General features: G+C 70.4%; 11 protein-coding genes. 4 read left to right on the forward strand and 7 right to left on the reverse strand.

Features of this window, described 5'->3' with window-relative positions; all coding sequences use genetic code 11:
- Positions 1-50 precede the first annotated feature (50 nt).
- The 5 genes from EP26_RS00520 to EP26_RS00540 form a co-directional block, all read right to left on the reverse strand.
- Entirely contained in the window at positions 51-1,043 is a 993-nt protein-coding gene (locus tag EP26_RS00520; protein WP_043334481.1) for an MBL fold metallo-hydrolase, read from the reverse strand.
- Between the two features lie 75 nt (positions 1,044-1,118).
- A complete protein-coding gene (locus EP26_RS00525; protein ID WP_245624250.1) occupies positions 1,119-2,366 on the reverse strand; it encodes a class I SAM-dependent RNA methyltransferase in 1,248 nt (415 codons plus the stop codon).
- Positions 2,367-2,370: 4 nt separating this feature from the next.
- Positions 2,371-2,655, reverse strand: a complete 285-nt coding sequence (locus EP26_RS32890) for a DUF2721 domain-containing protein (protein ID WP_084112225.1) — start codon at positions 2,653-2,655, stop codon at positions 2,371-2,373.
- 150 nt (positions 2,656-2,805) lie between these two features.
- Positions 2,806-4,008, reverse strand: coding sequence for an acyl-CoA dehydrogenase (locus EP26_RS00535; protein ID WP_043334484.1), 1,203 nt, complete (start codon positions 4,006-4,008; stop codon positions 2,806-2,808).
- A 103-nt stretch (positions 4,009-4,111) separates the two neighbouring features.
- The gene (locus EP26_RS00540) at positions 4,112-5,944 is read right to left on the reverse strand and encodes a DEAD/DEAH box helicase (RefSeq protein ID WP_245624252.1); all 1,833 of its coding nucleotides are present in this window, start codon (positions 5,942-5,944) and stop codon (positions 4,112-4,114) included.
- Between the two features lie 275 nt (positions 5,945-6,219).
- On the opposite strand from EP26_RS00540, the gene EP26_RS00545 reads away from it, so the two are divergent.
- On the forward strand, positions 6,220-6,918 hold the full coding sequence (locus EP26_RS00545) for an alpha/beta fold hydrolase (RefSeq protein ID WP_043334486.1): 699 nt from the start codon (positions 6,220-6,222) through the stop codon (positions 6,916-6,918).
- A gap of 3 nt (positions 6,919-6,921) precedes the next feature.
- Here EP26_RS00545 and EP26_RS31535 read toward each other — a convergent pair whose 3' ends face one another.
- A complete protein-coding gene (locus tag EP26_RS31535; protein WP_052388620.1) occupies positions 6,922-9,702 on the reverse strand; it encodes a PAS domain-containing protein in 2,781 nt (926 codons plus the stop codon).
- Positions 9,703-9,997: 295 nt separating this feature from the next.
- Between EP26_RS31535 and EP26_RS31540 the strand changes: the two genes are divergently transcribed.
- The 3 genes from EP26_RS31540 (at position 9,998) to EP26_RS00560 (ending at position 14,545) form a co-directional block, all read left to right on the forward strand.
- Complete coding sequence (locus EP26_RS31540) at positions 9,998-12,250, forward strand: PAS domain S-box protein (RefSeq protein WP_052388621.1); 2,253 nt, start codon at positions 9,998-10,000, stop codon at positions 12,248-12,250.
- A 59-nt stretch (positions 12,251-12,309) separates the two neighbouring features.
- The gene (locus EP26_RS31545; RefSeq protein WP_157033357.1) at positions 12,310-12,546 is read left to right on the forward strand and encodes a hypothetical protein; all 237 of its coding nucleotides are present in this window, start codon (positions 12,310-12,312) and stop codon (positions 12,544-12,546) included.
- Between the two features lie 256 nt (positions 12,547-12,802).
- Positions 12,803-14,545 carry a sensor histidine kinase gene (locus EP26_RS00560; RefSeq protein ID WP_043334488.1) on the forward strand — a complete coding sequence of 581 codons (1,743 nt, stop codon included), beginning with the start codon at positions 12,803-12,805 and terminating at the stop codon, positions 14,543-14,545.
- Here the strand turns inward: EP26_RS00560 and EP26_RS00565 are convergent, their stop codons facing one another.
- Positions 14,546-17,446 (reverse strand): PAS domain S-box protein, encoded by a 2,901-nt coding sequence (locus EP26_RS00565; protein WP_043334490.1) that lies wholly within the window; start codon positions 17,444-17,446, stop codon positions 14,546-14,548.
- Positions 17,447-17,450 lie beyond the last annotated feature (4 nt).

Below are 17,450 nucleotides of genomic sequence, written 5' to 3' on the forward strand. Positions count from 1 at the left end.
GCATCCGGGCGGCCATGGCGCGGCCGGCGCCGCATCATGGCCGCCGCGCCTCAGACGCTGCTCGACCACTCCGCCGGGACGAAGCGGTAGCCGTTGCCGTCCTTGGCGAGATAGCCATTCGCCGGGAAGGGGAAGTGGTAGCCGGTGATGCGGATCCGGTCGGCCGCCACCTGGTCGTAGATCTTGCGCCGTGCTGCCTCGGCCATCTGCGCGTCGAAATCGAAGATGGCGTGGAATTCCGGCCGCCGCGCCAGCAACTCCGGCCGGTTGCTGGTATCGGCGACGAACATCGCCTGGGCGCTGCCGTCGGCGATGAGGTAGCAGGTATGGCCCGGCGTATGGCCGTGGGCGGCGACCGCCTGGATGCCCGGGATCACCTCCGCCCCCGCCGCCACTTGGCGGATCTTGCTCTGGTAGGGTGCGAAGCGGCGGGCGCTGTTGGCGAAATTGCCGCGTTGGCCCTCCGGGCTACGCGTCTCGTTGCCGGTGTCGCTCCACCAGGCCCATTCGGCAGCGGGGACGACGACCTCGGCATTGGGGAAGGCGGCAGCGCCGGCGCCGTTCAGCAACCCGTTCACATGGTCGCCGTGGAAATGGCTCATCACCACCAGATCGACCTTGGCCGGGTCGATGCCGGCCGCGGCCATGTTCTGGATCATCTTCCCCTGGGTCGCGGTCGCGGGCAGCACGCCGTTGCCGCTGTCGAAGACCACCAGCCGGCTGCCGGTGTCGAGGAAGGTGACGGTGAAGGGGATGCGGAAGCTGTCGGTCGGCAGGAAGCTCTCCGCCAGCACCTTCTGCACCTCGGCAAGCGGCGCGTTGCGGATGAAGCCCTCCAGCGGCCGCACGAAAAAGCCGTCATGCACCGTGGTGACGGTGAAGCTGCCGACCTTGAAGCGGTAGAAGCCGGGCGCCTGCGACACCTGAGCTGGGGCTGGGGCCGCCGGCGCGGTCTGCGCCGCGGCGCTCCGCAGCAGGGCCGGGGCGGCCAGCCCGGCAGCAAAGCCGCCGAGCGCTAGGCGGCGGCTGGTGGTGTCGGTCATGACTCTCTCCTGCGAATGTCGCGCCGCCTATTGGTGGGGAGGGACCATCCGGGATCAAGCCATTCCGCACCTCGATCAGCGCGTGAAGGCGACTACTGCCTCCAAATGCGGCGACCAAAGGAACTGGTCCACCGGCACCGCCATGGAGACGCGGTAGCCGGCAGCCTTCAGCGGCTTCGCATCGCGCGCCAGGGCGACCGGGTTGCAGGAGACATAGAGGATGGAGGGCACTCCGGCGCGGGCCAGCAGCGCCGTCTGCTCGGCCGCGCCGGCATAAGGCGGATCCAGCACCGCAGCGGCGAATTCGCGCAGTTCCGGCCCCGCCAGCGGCTGCCGGTCGAGGTCGCGCCGCACGGCCTTCACCCGCAGCCCGGCCTTGCCCGCCGCCGTGCCGAGGGCCGCGACCGCCTCCGGCACCGCCTCGAAGGCGGTGACCCGGGCGCGCGCGGCGAGCGGGAGGCTCAGCGTACCGAGTCCGGCATAGAGATCGGCGATGGCCGCGCGCCCGGGGAGCTTGCGCGGCAGCCCCTCCAGCAACGCGGCAATGATGGCCGCCTCACCCTCCGGGCTCGCCTGTAGGAAGGCACCCGGCGCCGGCACCACCTGCGCGCCGGACAGCAGGTGCCGCACCGGCCCGAGCTGGGCCGCCACTTCCGCCGGCCCGCCCTTGCCACCCCAGGCGATGCGCGGGATGCGTTGCGCCGTGGCGAAAGCGGCCAGCAGGCGGCGATCCGGCATGGAGAGCGGCGCATCGGTACGGAGCAGAATGTCCGGCCCGCTGGCCAGCATGTTGATCACGGCCGAGCCGAGGCGGCGCAGGCCCTCGATATGGCGGAGCGTCTCGGCCAGCGGCCCGAGCAGCGCGACCAGCCCGGGTTGCAGCACATGGCATTCCAGCATCGGCACCAGCGCCGTGGTGCCGCGCTGGTGGAAGCCGATCTGCACCCTGCCGTCGGGTAGCCGCTCCAGCCCGAGATCGGCGCGCTGCCGGGAATTCCGTGGCGTCGTCACCAGCGGGGCAACCGGGGCATCGGGGAAGCCGGCGCGGGCAAGCGCCTCGACCAGCCTGCCGCGCTTCCATTCGGCATAGGGCTCCGCCGCCCAGTGCTGCAGCACGCAGCCGCCGCAGGTGGGGAAATGCCGGCAGGGCGGCGCGACGCGTGCCGGGCTTTCCTCCAGCCAGGCGTCCACCTCGGCCCGCTTGCCGGACAGGCGCGCCCGCACCCGCTCGCCAGGCAGCGTCTGCGGCAGGAAGACCGGGCCGCCGGCCGCCTGCGCCACGCCGTCGCCGGCCGCGCCCATCGAGTCGATCAGCAATTCCACAGGATCAGCCTTCGTCGCCGGTGAGCGGCAAATGGTGGGAGGCGACACGCACCTCGGCCAGGAAGAAGCCGAGCGCCGAGGCCAGCAGCAGCATCGCGCCGATCAGCAGCCCGGCCAGGACCCAGGCCACGGCAAGGCCGAGGAAGGCGCCGCCGAAGGAGAGGACGATGAGCATGCAAAGCGCCATGGCGGCCAGCACACAGCAGGTGATGGCGCGATAAATGAGCCAGGCCCGCTCGGCGAGGCGCCGCCGCTCGCCGAGAGGGGCAGGGAAGAGGCCATTGCGGATGGCCCTCCCCGGTCGATCAGCCGGGCGAGCCGCCCGGCCAGCACGTTCAGCGCCGAGAAGATGCCGGTCAGCAGGAAGGCCGGCGCGATGGCAAGCTGGATCGTCCGCTCCAGCTCGGCCACGTCATGGGCGCTGAACACCGCAGCGCCATCAGCCCCCGAAGGCGTTCAGCCCGGTGATCGCCCGGCCGAGGATCAGCGCATGGACGTCATGCGTGCCCTCGTAGGTGTTCACCGTCTCGAGGTTCATGACGTGGCGGATGACGTGGTACTCGTCCACGATCCCGTTGCCGCCATGCATGTCCCGCGCGACGCGGGCGATGTCGAGCGCCTTGCCGCAATTGTTGCGCTTGACCAGGGAGATCATCTCCGGCGCCACCTTGCCCTCATCGAAGAGCCGGCCGACCCGCAGCACGGCCTGCAGGCCGAGGCTGATCTCCGTCTCCATGTCGGCGAGCTTCTTCTGCACCAGCTGGGTCTGGGCGAGCGGGCGGCCGAACATGGTGCGGTTCAGCGTGTATTCACGGGCCGCATGGAAGCAGAACTCGGCAGCGCCGAGGGCACCCCAGGCGATGCCGTAGCGCGCCCGGTTGAGGCAGGAGAAGGGGCCTGCGAGGGACTTCACGCCCGGCAGCCGGTTCTCCTCGGGGACGAAGACCTCGTCCATCATGATCATGCCCGTGGTCGAGGCGCGGAGCGAGAACTTGCCCTCGATCTTCGGGAAGGTGAGGCCCTTCATCCCCTTCTCGAGGACGAAGCCGCGCAGGATGCCCTCATCGTCCTTCGCCCAGACCACGGCGAGGTCGGCGATCGGCGCGTTGGTGATCCAGGTCTTGGAACCGGAGATCAGGTAGCCGCCATCGACCTTCTTCGCCCGCGTCCGCATGGAGGAGGGATCGGAGCCGGCATCTGGCTCGGTCAGGCCGAAACAGCCTACCCATTCGCCGGTGCGCAGCTTCGGCAGGTATTTCTCCCGCTGCGCTTCCGAGCCGAAGGCATGGATCGGGTACATCACCAGCGAGGACTGCACCGAGAAGGCCGAGCGGTAGCCGCTATCGACCCGCTCGACCTCGCGCGCCATCAGTCCGTAAGCGACATAGGAGACGCCGGCGCAGCCATAGCCCTCGAGCGTGGCGCCGAGGAAGCCCATCTCGCCGAACTCGTTCATGATCTCCCGGTCGAATTTCTCGTGCCGGTTCGCCATGAGGACGCGGGGGAACAGCTTCTCCTGGCAGAACTGATGCGCCGACTCGCGGATCATCCGCTCGTCCTCGGTGAGCTGGTCCTCGAGGAGCAGCGCGTCCTCCCAGGCGAAGCTGGCCAGGCGCTTGGGGGGCTGGGTGACGACGTTCATGGCTGGCTCCTCGGGGCTCTTCTGCCGCGGGTATTTGGCGCCTGGGGCGCGGTCGGACAACGGGTAGCAAGGCGCCCGCGGGATATTGCCCGCGGGCCGGGGATCACGCCGCCTCGGCCTCATGCTCCGGCTGCTGGTCGCGGCGCGGGCGGGGAATGGGGATCAGCATGAAGGCGGGCACGGCATCGCCGAAGCCGACCACCGACGGGCCGAGATCGTCGCGGTCCCGGTCGCGCCGGCGCGGCGCCTCGCGATCCCAGCGGCGCTCCTCACGCGGCGCCCGCTCCTCGCGGACCGGGCGCTCGTCGCGGGCTGGACGCTCCTCGCGGGCGGCGACGGGGGCACGGTCCCGGTCGCGGTTGCGCTCGGGCCGATCACGTTCGCCACGGCTCCGCTCGGGGCGGTCGCGGTCACGCCCGCCGCGCTCCGGCCGGTCGGCCTGCGGCGCCGGACGGCGGTCGCGGCTGCCGCGATCCCGCTCGCGCCCGCCGCCACGGCCGGCGCTGCCGCCGCGCCCGCGCTTGGGCCGGGAGGCCGCCTCGGCGATCTCCTCATTGCTGATCGGGTCGAGGCCTTCGACCTCAATGCGCGGGATCGGCTTGCCGGTCAGGCTTTCGATGGCGGCGACGTTGCGCGCATCATCCGGCGTGGCGATGGTGAAGGCCGCGCCCTGCTTGCCCGCCCGGCCGGTGCGGCCGATGCGGTGGACATAGTCCTCGGCGTGGAAGGGCACGTCGAAATTGAAGACGTGGCTGAGCCCGCCGATATCGATGCCGCGCGCGGCGACATCCGAGCAGACCAGCAGCTGCAGTTCGCCCGCCTTGAACTTGTTCAGCGTGGCGAAGCGGCTCGGCTGGTCCATGTCGCCATGCAGCGCGCCGACCGAGAAGCCGTGCCGCTTGAGCGACTTGTAGAGGACATCTACCTCGATCTTCCGGTTGCAGAAGATCAAGGCGTTCTGCACCTCCTCGCGGCGGATGAGGCGGCGCAGCGCCTCACGCTTGTCGAGCTCGCGCGTCCAGAGCAGGCCGGCGGTGATGGTCGTCGCCACGCTGGCAGGTGCCGAGACCGAGATCTCCTTCGGGTTCTGCAGGAAGGCGTCGGCGAGCTTCCTGATCTCCGGCGCCATGGTGGCGGAGAAAAACAGCGTCTGCCGCATGGGCGGCAGCATGGAGACGATCCGCTCCACATCCGGGATGAAGCCCATGTCGAGCATGCGGTCGGCCTCGTCGATGACGAGGACCTTGCAGTCGGCGAGCAGGATGCGGCCGCGCTCGAACAGGTCGAGCAGGCGGCCCGGCGTCGCGATCAGCACGTCGACACCCTTCTCGAGCACGGCGCGCTGGTCGTTCATGCTCTCGCCGCCGATCAGCAGGGCATGCACCAGGTTGAGGTGCTTGCCGTACTTCACGAAATTCTCGGCAACCTGCAGCGCCAGCTCGCGCGTCGGCTCGAGGATCAGGCTGCGCGGCATGCGCGCCTTGGCTCGGCCGCTGGCCAGGATGTCGAGCATCGGCAGGGTGAAGCCGGCGGTCTTGCCGGTGCCGGTCTGGGCGCAGCCGAGCACGTCGCGGCCCATCAGCACGATGGGGATGGCGGCTTCCTGGATCGGCGTCGGCGAAACGTAGCCAGCCTCCGCGACGGCCTGGAGAATCGGCTCGGAGAGGCCGAGATCGGCGAAGGTGGTGCGGGGCGTCTCGTCCTCGCCGTCCTCCTCCTCGTCCTCGCTCTCCTCCTCTTCGTCGTCCTGCTCCGCCTCCGGCTCCGCGGCGGCGTCGATCGCCGGCGGCGGCAACTCGGCCGGGTCAGGGATGGCGGCAGGGGCCTCGGCGGCAGGTTCTATGACCGCAGGGGCGCTCTCCGCCATCAGGGACTCGGGCGCATCCTCGGGCGCCGGCGCAGGCGCGGGCTCAGCCGCCATGGCTGCGGCGGGCATGGTTTCGGCCTGATGGCCCTCAGCCTGATGTTCGTTGTGCGCAGTCTCGGCCGCGTCAGAAGCGGGCCGGTCGGGGGTGTCGGTCAAGTGCGGTCGGTTCCTTCGCCGGGACAGCGGCGGCATGGCGGCCCACATGGCCGAAAACCGACGCCCGGCTCGTCCTATTCCAAGACTGCCGTTCCAGGTCCGCCGCGCATATGCGCCAACAGCGCCTGAAAATCAAGGCGCGGCGGGGCTTGTCCCGGCTTTTCCCGCCTCGTAGAGGCAGGATCGCCATGCCAGACCCCATCGATCTCCTCCTGTTGCCCGGCCTGCTCTGCGATGCCGCGCTATGGCAGGCGCAGATCACCGGTCTCGACGGCGTGGCGCGGTGCCATGTCGCCGATGTGGCGCAGGATGACAGCCTCGCCGCCATGGCCGCGCGCGCCCTGGCCTCGGCCCCGCCGCGCTTCGCCCTGGCCGGGCTGTCCATGGGCGGCTACCTCGCCTTCGAGCTCCTGCGCCAGGCGCCGGAGCGGGTGACGCGGCTCGCCCTGCTGGACACCTCCGCCCGGCCCGATACGCCGGAGCAGGTGCGCCGCCGCCGCGCGCTGATCTCGCTCGCCCGCAGCGGGTTGTTCAAGGGCGTCACCCCAAGGCTATTGCCGCAACTCGTCCACCCGGACCGGCTGGATGGGCCGGTCGGCCAGGCGGTGATGGCGATGGCAGAACGCGTCGGGCGGGATGCGTTCCTGCGCCAGCAGGCGGCGATCCTCAGCCGCCCCGATTCGCGTCCCGATCTGCCCCGGCTGCGCCTGCCGACGCTGGTCGCGGTCGGGGAGGCCGACCAGCTGACGCCGCCGGACCTGGCCGAGGAGATCGCCGCCGGCATTCCCGGCGCCCGGCTGCACCGCCTCCCCGGCTGCGGCCACCTGCCGCCGATGGAGGCACCAGAGGCGGTGACCGGGCTGCTACGCGACTGGCTTCTGTCCTGATCCTCAGGCCGCCGCCTTCTCCGCCGCTTCCACTCCATCATGGCGCGCGAGCGGCATGGTGATCTCGCAGACCAGCCCGCCCGGCAGCCAGCGCCGCGTTACCGTGCCGCCAAGCTGCACCTGCACCGTCTGCTCGATGACGCGGGAGCCGAAGCCGCGGCGGGCCGGATTCGCAACCTCCGGCCCGCCGCGCTCGCGCCAGAGCAGGCTCAGCACCCGCTGCGCGGCATCGAGCCGCCAGCTGACTTGCAGGTGCCCGCCGCGGCGCGAGAGGGCGCCGTATTTCATCGCATTGGTCGCCAGCTCATGCACCGCCATGCTGAGCGGCTGCGCGGCATGGGGCGCGATGGTCACCGCCGGCCCCTGCAATTCGGCCCGTGGCGCGTCGAGCCGGATGCCGGTGAGGAAGGCGGCCAGCTCGCCCTCCAGCAGCGCATGCAACTCCGCTCCTTCCCAGCGGCGGCGGGCGAGGATGGTCTGCGCTCGGGCCAGCGCCGCGACGCGCCCCTCGATGATCCGAACCAGTTCCGCCGGCGTCTCCGCCCGGCTCAGCCGCAGCGCCGCCTGCACGACGGCGAGGGCATTCTTGGCGCGATGGTCGACTTCGCGCATCAGCAGCTCGTTGCGTTGCTCGGTGCGCTTGCGGGCGGTGATGTCGAGGGCGAGGCCAGTCAGCCGCACCGGCCAGCCATGTTCGAAATGCACCTGGCCGATCGTGAAGATCCAGCGCTCCTCCTGCGCCTCGCCGCCCAGCACCCGGAATTCGGCCTGGTAAGTGCCCGGCCCCTTCGGGTCCTTGGCGCGGCGCATGGCAGCCCGCCGCAATGCCCTGTCCTCCGGATGGAGGCCGGCGAGCAGATGGCGGCTGGTTATTGGCACTGCCTCCGCCAGCCCCCAGAAGGCGCGCATCCGGCTGTCCCAGGTGACGGCGCCGGTACGGAAGTCGTGATCATAGATGCCGAAGCCTGCCGCCTCCTGGGCCAGGCGGAGCCGCTCCCCACTCGCCGCCAGGGCCGCCTCGGCACTGTGCCGCTGGGTCACGTCGAGGATGATGCCGGCGGCCAGGCGTGGAGCGAAATGCCCCGGATGGCGCGGCTGAGCCTCGCCGCGCGCCAGCAGCCAGCGAAAGCTGCCATCTGCTTGGCTGATGCGGAATTCCAGGTTGAAGCCGCCGCCATGTCGCCCCAAACCGCGATAAGTGCTGGCGAGCAGCCGGCAATCCTCCGGATGCAGGCGGGAGGCGAGCCTGGCTAGCGTCAGCGGCTCGGTCGGCGACAGGCCGAAGAGGCCCGGCATGGCGGCATCCGCAACCACGGAGCCATCCTCGGCGAGCTCGAAGGCCACCGCCCCGCTCGCCTCCTGCGCCCGCTGCAGCCGCGCCTCGCTGCGGCGGAGCGCGTGCTCCGCCTGGTGCAGGGCGCTGAGATCGGTCCGCGTGCTGACGATGGATTGCGGCATGCCGGTCTGTGGGTCGCGGCGCAAGGCCCAATGGGCACTGATGACGATCGGGATGCCGTCGCGCCGGTACTGCCGCAGCTCGCCCTGCCACTGCCCATGCCGCAGCAACGTGGCCAGCAACCCCTCGCGGCCGCCCGCGGCGAATTCGGTGCACAACAGCGCAGCCACCGGCCGGCCGAGCGCCTCCTCGCGGCTGTATCCGTAGAGCCGCGCACAGCCCTCCGACCAATGCAGGATGACGCCTTCCAGATCCGTGATCATGCAGGGGGTCAGGTCCAGCGCTTCCGAGATCTCGGCGAACGCGGCGGTGCGCTCGGCAACCCGTGTCTCAAGCCGGTCATTGGCGGCGATCAGCCGGCGCTGGCCGCGCCAAACCAAGGCGGTGAGGCCAAGCAGTGCCAGCATCGCCGGCAAGGCGATGGCGAGCTGCGGCAGCATCGTCTCGCGCCAAGCGGCGACGATCGCAGCGCGGGGGCGGAGGGCAGCGACATAGGCCGGGAAGCCTTCCAGCCGGCGAAGGCCGATCAGCCAGGGCTTGCCGTCGAGCGCGGCATCGCCGGCGACGACCGCCCGTTCGATCCCGGCCGCGCCGATGGCCAGAAGCTGCGCCGTCGCCGGCAGCGGAGCGGCGAGGCTGCCTGTGCGGGCAAGAATGCTGCCATCGCTGCCCACAAGGGCGATGATGTCGTCCCCGGTGGCACGCAGTCGCCGCAGTCCTTCGGCGATGGCCTCCGGCTCCACGACTATGTTGATCACCCCATCGAATCCGTCGACCATGGGCGGGTTGCCCGTCCGTGTCCGCCGCCGGGTGATGGAGAGGATCGCCCTGCCGTGCAGCGGACTGGCGAAAGCGTCGCTGAGATGCAGTGGCGGCGCACCGGGTTTGCGCATCGCCGCGAAGAAATCACGGTCCAGCCCGCTCGCGCCCGGCGGCAGGGGGTAGTCGTCCGTCGCCAGCAGCATCGCACCGTGCCGGTCGAAGACGGCCGCGTTACCGAGATGGGGTAGTTCGGCGTTCAGAGCCCGGGCCATCGGCCGCAAGGCGGCAGCCTGCACCAGGACCTCGGCATCGCTCAGTCCATGCAAGAGGTCGTCGAGGCGGCTGGCGCCGATGCCGTAGTTGAGCAGCAACCGCGTCGCGTATTCCGCGCCGGCATCCGCCCCCTGCGCCACCTCGTTCCGTGCCTCTCTCCAGGCGTCCTGCCATGCTAGCCAGCCGCTCGCGGCGAGCAGAAAGGCCGGCAGGCCGATCGCCGCAACCAGCAGCCAGACAAGGAGCCAGTTCAGCGGACGGGCGGCGAGCCGGAACCCGTTCGCCTGCTCCACCGGCGCGGATCGGTGTGCAGCATTTCCATGTCGATGCGATTTTGGACCGGTTCTTCGACGCATGCGACGAAATACCGTGATCAGTGGCTAGTAGGCTGATTCTCGCAAAAAGGTGATTCAAATGTAAAGTTCGACGCGATTTTCGTCAGGGATATTTCCCGTGAAAGTTGCCTGACGAGAACAAACGCATCATTTGGGTGTTCTGTGGCACGGACGGGCAAATAGTCCATGCGATAGTAGCAAAATTTTATGATCTGCAGTTACGGACCGCCCCTACGCTCGGGAGAACGCCGATTTGGCCCTGATCGCCTTGCGTGAGGTCGAAGTCACGGCGAGCGTGTTCCAGGCCCTCGGTGATTGCTCTTATGTCCTGGACAGCAACTTCTGTTTCCTCGCCTGCGATGAAGCCGCCTCCGCCTATTTCGGTCAGCCCATCAACATCCTTCTAGGCCGATCCATTTGGGAGGTCTTCCCCACTACGGCCGCGGCTCCGTTCGGCCCCCTGCTGCGCCAAGCGATGACGGATCGGCGCCCGGTGCGGGCGGAGATGGCGGGCACGATCCGCCCCGAACGCTGGCTTGAATACATCATCTTCCCGACCGCCGACGGGCTGGGGGTGGGGGTCGCATTCCGCGATCGCACTATGGTCCACCGCGCCACCGAAACGCTGCAAGCGAGCGAGGTGCGGCTGCGCGATCTGCTGGCGACGCTCGACCTCGGCAACTCCATGGCGCGCGACCTGGACGGCACCATCCGCTACTGGTCTGGCGGTTGCGCCCTCCTTTATGGCTGGACAGCGGAGGAGGCGCTCGGCCGATCCGCGCATCAACTGCTCGGTACGCAATTCCCGGTGCCGGTGGACGAGGTGTTGGCGGCGCTCGGACACACGGGCGAATGGAGCGGCGATCTGAGCCAAGTGGCGCGCGACGGCCGCCGCCTGATCGTCGCCGCCCGCAAGGTGCTCCGGCGCGATGCCGAGGGCCGGCCCGTCCCGGTGCTGGAGGCACTCACCGACGTAACCGCCCAGCGCGAGGCCGAGGCAGCGCTGGCCGAGAGCGAGGCGCGCCTCGCCTTGGCCACCGCCGCGGCCGAGATCGGCATCTGGGACTGGACGCTGAGCGCCGACCGTCTGATCTGCACCTTGCATGTACCGGCCATCTGCGGCCTCGATCCGGCCGCCGAGGTGACGCTCGCATTGGCCTGGCGGCTGGTCCGGCCGTGCGACCGTCGCCGCATGATCCAGGCCCTGCGTGAAGCGCGCGACCCGGAGCGGCGGGCCCGACTCGACCTGGCCTGCCGCATCCGCCGGCCGGACGGCACGGTGCGCCAGGTGGTGATCCAGGGCGAGCCGGTCTTCGCCGAGCGGGCGGCAGGAACCGCCGCCGTCCGGCTCGTCGGTACGCTGCGCGACGTGACCGAGCGTTGGCAGATGCAGGAGGAGCGCCTTTCCAACGAGACGCGGCTGCGCCTCGCGCTCGGCGCCGGGCGCATGGCAGTCTCGGACGCCGACCTGCTCCAGGGCCGCGTGACCGGCTCCGCCGAACTGGCTCGGCTGTTGAGCTTCCCGGATGACGCGTTGCCGGATCTCGACACGATCCGCGCGCGCTTCGCCCCGGGCGAGCGCGCCCGGCTCCGGGTCGCCTGGGCGGCGGCGCTGGCGAATGGCGAGCAGTTCCTCGAAGCCGAGTTCCGCTACCTGCGGCCGGATGGTGAGATGCGCTGGCTGATGCTGCGGACCGAATTCATCGTCGATGCGATGAAACGCCCGACCCGCGTGATGGACGTGGTGCTCGACATCACCGAGCGCCGACGTACCGAGGAGGCGCTGCGCGAAAGCGAGTCCCGGCTGCGCCTCGCCGTCGCCGCCGCCGGACTGGTGTCCTGGGAGATCGACATCGATACCGGCATTGTCCGGCGCAGCGCATCAGTCCGTCAGACCAGCCTGACGTTCGAGGAAATCCCGCTATCGGATATCCTCGGCCGCATTCATCCCGAGGATCGCGCAGGGGTCGATGGCTGGCTCGCCGGCATTGCTGAGGGACGTTTCGAGGAATTTGCCGTTGAATACCGTCTGCGGACCGCTGGGGATGAGGACTGGCATTGGGCCGAGACGCATGGTGCCGTCGCCGACCGGGACAGGGTGACCGGTCGGCCAGTGCGGATCGCCGGCATCACCCGCGACATCACCGAACGCAAACAGGCGGAGGAGCGCCAGGCGCTGCTGGCCCGCGAAGTCGATCACCGCGCGAAGAACGCCCTTGCCGTGGTGCAGGCTGCGCTGCGACTGACCCCGAAAGAAGATTCGGATGCCTATACGCGCGCCGTCGAGGGCCGCGTCGCCGCTTTGGCCCGCGCGCGGACCCTGCTGGCCCGTGGCCGCTGGAGCGGCGCCGAGTTGCGCACCCTGCTGGAGGGCGAACTGGCTCCCTTCCTCGCCGAAGGGGCCGGCGCCCCTCGTGCCCGGCTGACCGGGCCACCGGTCCTGCTCTGGCCGGCGGCTGCCCGGCGCTTTCCATGGCATTCCATGAGTTGGCGACCAACGCGGTAAAGCACGGTGCTCTTGGGCGTCGCGGTGGGACTGTGGTGGTGCGCTGGCGCGTCGAGCCCATGGAACGGCTCCTCCTCCGCCTTGAATGGCGGGAAAGGGGCGGACCGCCGGTGCCGGGCAGCCCGAGCCGGCGCGGCTTCGGCTCGCGGGTCCTGGACGGGACGGTCAGGGCCCAGCTTGGCGGCAAGGTCAGGCAGGGCTGGTCCGCCGAGGGGATCGAGGTGGAGTTGGATATTCCCCTCCTCGGGGGCAAAGCCCCACCTCTGCCGACAGATACCGCCGCGACCTTGGACTGACCTGTTGCAATTAGATCAGTTTGCATAACTTCGGAGAGCATGCCGAAAGCCATACTCGCGGCGCGGGAGAATTTGCAGTAGACGGGTGATCAACCATACGGTTCCTGCCCCCTTCTCCACCCTCTTCGGAGACATCATGCCGGCCGATCCCGTTCCGGCGTCTTCCGGCACCGTTGATGGGGCTTCGCCATCGCTCGTGCCCACGGTCTCCCGCGTTGGTATCCGCTCCCGCGTCCTCGCTCTGGCATTGATGAGCATGGCCATTCCCGCCCTGCTGGCTGGCGCCTATTTCGAAAGCCGTGCCCGCGAGCGGTTGCACCTCGCGGAGCTCCGCGCCGAAGACGAAGCGAAGGCCGGTGCGCGGGAGCTTGATGCTCTGATTGTCCAGACCCGCATGCTGGTCACCACCCTGGCGGCAATTCCCGAAATCCGCTACGGTGAGGGAGCGGCCTGCGCCGATACGCTGCGGCGCTTGCTGCCAACAGCCGGCTGGCTGGTCAGCCTTTCTGTCATCCGCGCCGATGGGTATGTGCTTTGCAGCACCAACCCGACCGTGCCCGGCCTCAATGTCGGCGACCAGCCGCATCTCCGCCAGGCGCTGGCGACCCGGCAATTCGTCTTCTCCGACCTGGCTGCCTCGCGGGCGCGCAACGCACAGCCCAGCCTCTATGCGGTGGAACCTGTGCTGCGGCGGGAGGACGGTTCGGTCGAGGTGCTTGTGGTGGCCGCACTCGACCCGGAATGGCTGCTGCAAAGCCTCATCGCCCGGTTAGAGGATGAGCGGCGCATCGGCATCGTCGACGGTCAGGGCATGCTGGTGGCGCGTTACCCGCCGGTTCCGGAGGCGATTGGCAGAAGCTTCGGGGATGGCCCGGTCGTCACCGCCGCCCGCGCCAACCGGAACGGCCACGTCCTGGCTCCCGGCCTCGACGGCCGCCCCATCGTCTTCGGCTTCGCCCCCGTCGAGGCCTCGGGCGCCTGGGTGTTCGTGGGCCGCGAGGCTTCGGCTATCCTCGGCCCGATCGAGGCGGAGAGCCGCAGCTCCTACCTAGTCCTCGCCCTGTCCGGCTTGTTGGTCCTGCTGGTCGGCCTGGCCGGCGGCGAGTGGCTGCTGATCCGTCCGATCGCCGCCCTCCGCCGCACCATCGACCGGCTGGCCGACGGCGATCTCTCCGCCCGGGCGCGGCTTGGCCAGTTCTCGGCACCCGAACTCGCCGCGCTCGCCGCCCAGGTGGCACGGATGGCCGAGCGCCTGGGGACGAAGGAGCGCGAGCTGATCGAGGCCCGCGACGCGGCGACGGCGGCGAGCGCCGCCAAGAGCTGGTTCCTCGGCGCCGCCAGTCATGAGTTGCGGGCGCCGCTCAACAGCGTGCTCGGCTGGGCCCAGGCATTGCTGATCGACCCGCGCCTGCCACCCGCGCTCCGCGATCAGGTGGAGGATATCGGCCGCGCCGGCTGGCGGCTGAACGCGATCGCCTCACGCTTGCTCGAGGCGACGCGGCTCGAGACCGAGGCGCCGCAGTTGGGCGACATCGACCCTGCTGGGCTGGGAGAAGCCTGCCTCGACCTCGTCCGTCCCGCCGCCGCCGAGGCCGGCCTTGCCCTGGTACTTGAGGCCGGCCCCGCCCTACCGCCGCGGGTGCGCACGGATGAACGGCGGCTGCGGCAGATCCTGCGTAGCCTCCTCGAGAATGCGGTGAAGTTCAGCCGCGACGGCGAGGTGCGGCTGCGGCTCTCCTGGCAGGCGGCAAGTGGGTTGCTGCGGGCCGAGGTGTTGGATCACGGTCCTGGCGTCCCAGCCGGGTTACGCAACAAGCTCTTCCAGGACTTCGCCCATCACGATCCGGGCGGTCAGGTGGGGCGGGGCCTCGGCCTCGGCCTCTCGGTCTCGGCCCGGCTCGCCGTGCAGCTCGGTGGCGAGGTCGGGCATGCCGACCGGCCAGACGGACGGCCCGGCAGCCTCTTCTGGCTTCAGGTGCCGGCACCGAGCGCCGCCTGATCAATCCTTGATCTGGGCGAAGAGCGGCCGGTCCGAAGCGCCCTCGTCGAGATCGGAGGCCAGCCGGCCAAGCGGCACTTCCAGCGTGCAGTCGAGCCCGGCCGCGGTCCAGTCGTGACGGACCGCTCCTCCCAGCTGGTCGCGGATGGTCCCCTCCATGACCCGGCTGCCAAAGCCGCGGCGCTCCGGGGGCGCGGTGATCGGCGGACCGCCTGTCTCGGTCCAGCGGATTCGCAGCAGCCCGGCCGGATGGTCGAGCGCCCAGGACAGCCGCACCACTCCGCCCGGCGCCGAGAGCGCGCCATGCTTCGTCGCATTGGTCGCCAGCTCGTGCAGCGCCATGGAGATCGCCTGCGCCGCGCTCGGCCCGAGCAACACGGCGGCGCCGTCCAGCACCACCCGTGGCGCCCGTACATCGCCGCCGGTGCGGGCGGGGAGGAAGGGCGCCAACTCTCCCTCGGCCAGTTGGTGCAGCCTGGTGCCGGACCAGCGCGCCTGGGCCAGCAGGTTGTGCACCCGGGCAAGGTTGTTCACCCGCCCTTCGACCGCCTGGGCATAGCGGGCGGCATCGTTCTTCGGCGTCAGGCGCAACGCCGCCTGCACCACGGCGAGGGCGTTCTTGGCCCGGTGGTCCACTTCGCGGGCCAGCAGCCGCAGCCTTTCCTCCGCCTCGCGCCGCTCGGTCACGTCGATGGCGACGCCGATGAAGCGCACGGCCTGGCCGCTTGCCGGGTCGCGCAGGACGCTGGCGCGGCCGTTGATCCAACGGACGGCGCGATCGTTCGGGCGGACGATGCGGAATTCCGTCTCCCAGACGGTGGCGGTCCCGGCGAGCGTGGCGTCCAGCATCGATTCCACGCGTAGGCGGTCCTCCTCGGAGATCAGCTCGCGCCAGGCGGCATCGGTGAGGGGTTGCGCCGGATCGGTGCCATGCAGGCGGTGGCAGCTCTCCGACCAGTAAAGCGCACCCGTCACCACCTCCCATTCCCAGGAACCGATGCCGCCGGCCTCCTGGGCCAGGCGCAGCCGCTCCTCGCTGCGGCGAAGATCCTCCTCCGCCTGACGCCGCTCCGTCACGTCCTGGATGATGCCGCGGTGGCCGATGAGGTGCCCGTCGGCGGCGTAACTCCGCTCGCCGACCGAGAGAAGGCGGCGTTCCGCCCCGTCCGAGGCGCGGCGGATGCGGAATTCGACCTCCACCGGATGCGGACCGTCCGGGTCCAGCACGACCTGCTGCTGGCGCATCATGGCTCGCTGGTCATCGGGATGCACCAGCGACAGGATGAACTGCTCCTGGATCGGTGTGCCGGGTTCGAGGCCCCAGAGCCGGTAGTTCTCGTCCGACCAGCGGGTCGTGCCGGTTTCGAAATTAGTGTCCCAGGAGCCGATGCCGCCAGCCTCCTGGGCCAGGCGCATCCAGGCCTCACTGCTGCGGCGCGCCGCCTCCGCCTCGTGCTGCGCGGTCACGTCGAGCACCACCGCCATGGTGCGGACCGGATGACCTTGCGAATCGCGCACCGGGGACGAGGCGATGCGCGCCCAGCGCACAGAGCCGTCCGGCCGGACGAATCGCTTCTCGCCTTCGTATGAGGGCACCTCGCCTCGCGCCATGCGCCAGAAGCCGGCGAGATCGACCTCGCGGTCCTCCGGATGGGTGAATTCGGTGAAGGGCAGGCCGATGAGCTGCTCCGCCGGCCGCCCAAGCAACTGGCAGAAGGCGCGGTTGACGCGGAGAAAACAGCCTGTGGCGCAATCGGTCTGCTGCATCGGCACGGCGGATTGCTCGAAGGCGGCGCGGAATTCGGCCTCGCCGGCGCGCAACGCGGCATCGGCCCGCTCCATCACCTGGCGCAGCTCCTCGAATTCCGCGACGGAACTCTGCGGCAGGGCGAGCGGCTCGGCCACGGCGGGCCCGCTCGCCGCCGCATCGGCCCGCCGTACCAAGGCGAGGACGGGGCTGCGAATGCGCCGCCCAAGCGCGAGCGCCAGGCCGAGCCCGAGCCCGAGCGCAAGGCCACCGCCCGCGAGCAGGACCAGCAGCGGCCGCAGCCAGCTCGTCCGGTAGTCCGCCAGGGGTTCGCCGACGACGACGCTCCAGCCGGGTGCACGGCGCAGGCGACGGAAGGCATAAAGCAGCGGCATATCCTCGGCGACGACCCGGAACATGCCGCTCGTATCGGTCCCGCTGCCTAAAGGTACGGTGACGATGGCCGCGTCGCCGCCGGAGAGGCGCCCGTACTCGCCGGAACGGGCGACAATTCGGTTTTGCGCATCGACGATGGCGACGACGGCGCCGCCGTTCGGTCTCTGATCGGCCAGCAGCCGGGCAAGCCGCTCCGCTGGGATCGCCATCGCCACCACCGCCTGGGCATCCGGCGTCGGTGCCGCGGCGGCGGCCAGCGGACGGTCGGAGGCCGGGTTCTCGAGCAGGTTGGCGATGGTGGGCTGTCGGGTCAGCAAGCTGCGCTGGACCAAGTCGGCGGTGGCTGGCGGCGTCGGGGCCGGGCGAGGCGCCGCACCCTCGGGATGCAAGGTGTTCAGCAACTGCGGGTAGCCCGGCGCCGCTTCATGCACCGCCACGGCGCCGCCGAGCCGCGTCGTCGCCGTCACCGCCCAGGCGCGGAAGGGACGGATATCCTCGAGCCGGAGCAGCGGCGAACTGGCCAGGGCAAGGACGGCGGTCTGGAAAATCTCCAACTCACCATCCACCGCCAGCGCCAGGGCACGGGCGGTATCGTTGAGCCGCGCCTCGGAGGCAGCGCGGTAGAGCCCGGCCAGATGCCATGCCGTGGCGCCGCCGAGGGCGAGACTCGGCACCAGCACCGTCAGAACCAGCCCGAGCAAATGCCCGGCGAGACCGACGCGCCTGTGATTGTCCAGGCGCCCGCCTCGCCTTGCCATGCCG

Origin of the sequence: Belnapia moabensis DSM 16746 (genome assembly GCF_000745835.1) — a bacterium.
Lineage (GTDB): Bacteria > Pseudomonadota > Alphaproteobacteria > Acetobacterales > Acetobacteraceae > Belnapia > Belnapia moabensis.

Coding starts and splice junctions, on each gene's coding strand:
- EP26_RS00520 (WP_043334481.1), bottom strand. CDS start 1,043: ATGACCGACACCACCAGCCGCCGCCTAGCGCTCGGCGGCTTTGCTGCC.
- EP26_RS00560 (WP_043334488.1), top strand. CDS start 12,803: ATGGCCATTCCCGCCCTGCTGGCTGGCGCCTATTTCGAAAGCCGTGCC.
- EP26_RS00540 (WP_245624252.1), bottom strand. CDS start 5,944: ATGCCCGCCGCAGCCATGGCGGCTGAGCCCGCGCCTGCGCCGGCGCCC.
- EP26_RS31545 (WP_157033357.1), top strand. CDS start 12,310: ATGGAACGGCTCCTCCTCCGCCTTGAATGGCGGGAAAGGGGCGGACCG.
- EP26_RS00545 (WP_043334486.1), top strand. CDS start 6,220: ATGCCAGACCCCATCGATCTCCTCCTGTTGCCCGGCCTGCTCTGCGAT.
- EP26_RS00535 (WP_043334484.1), bottom strand. CDS start 4,008: ATGAACGTCGTCACCCAGCCCCCCAAGCGCCTGGCCAGCTTCGCCTGG.
- EP26_RS00565 (WP_043334490.1), bottom strand. CDS start 17,446: ATGGCAAGGCGAGGCGGGCGCCTGGACAATCACAGGCGCGTCGGTCTC.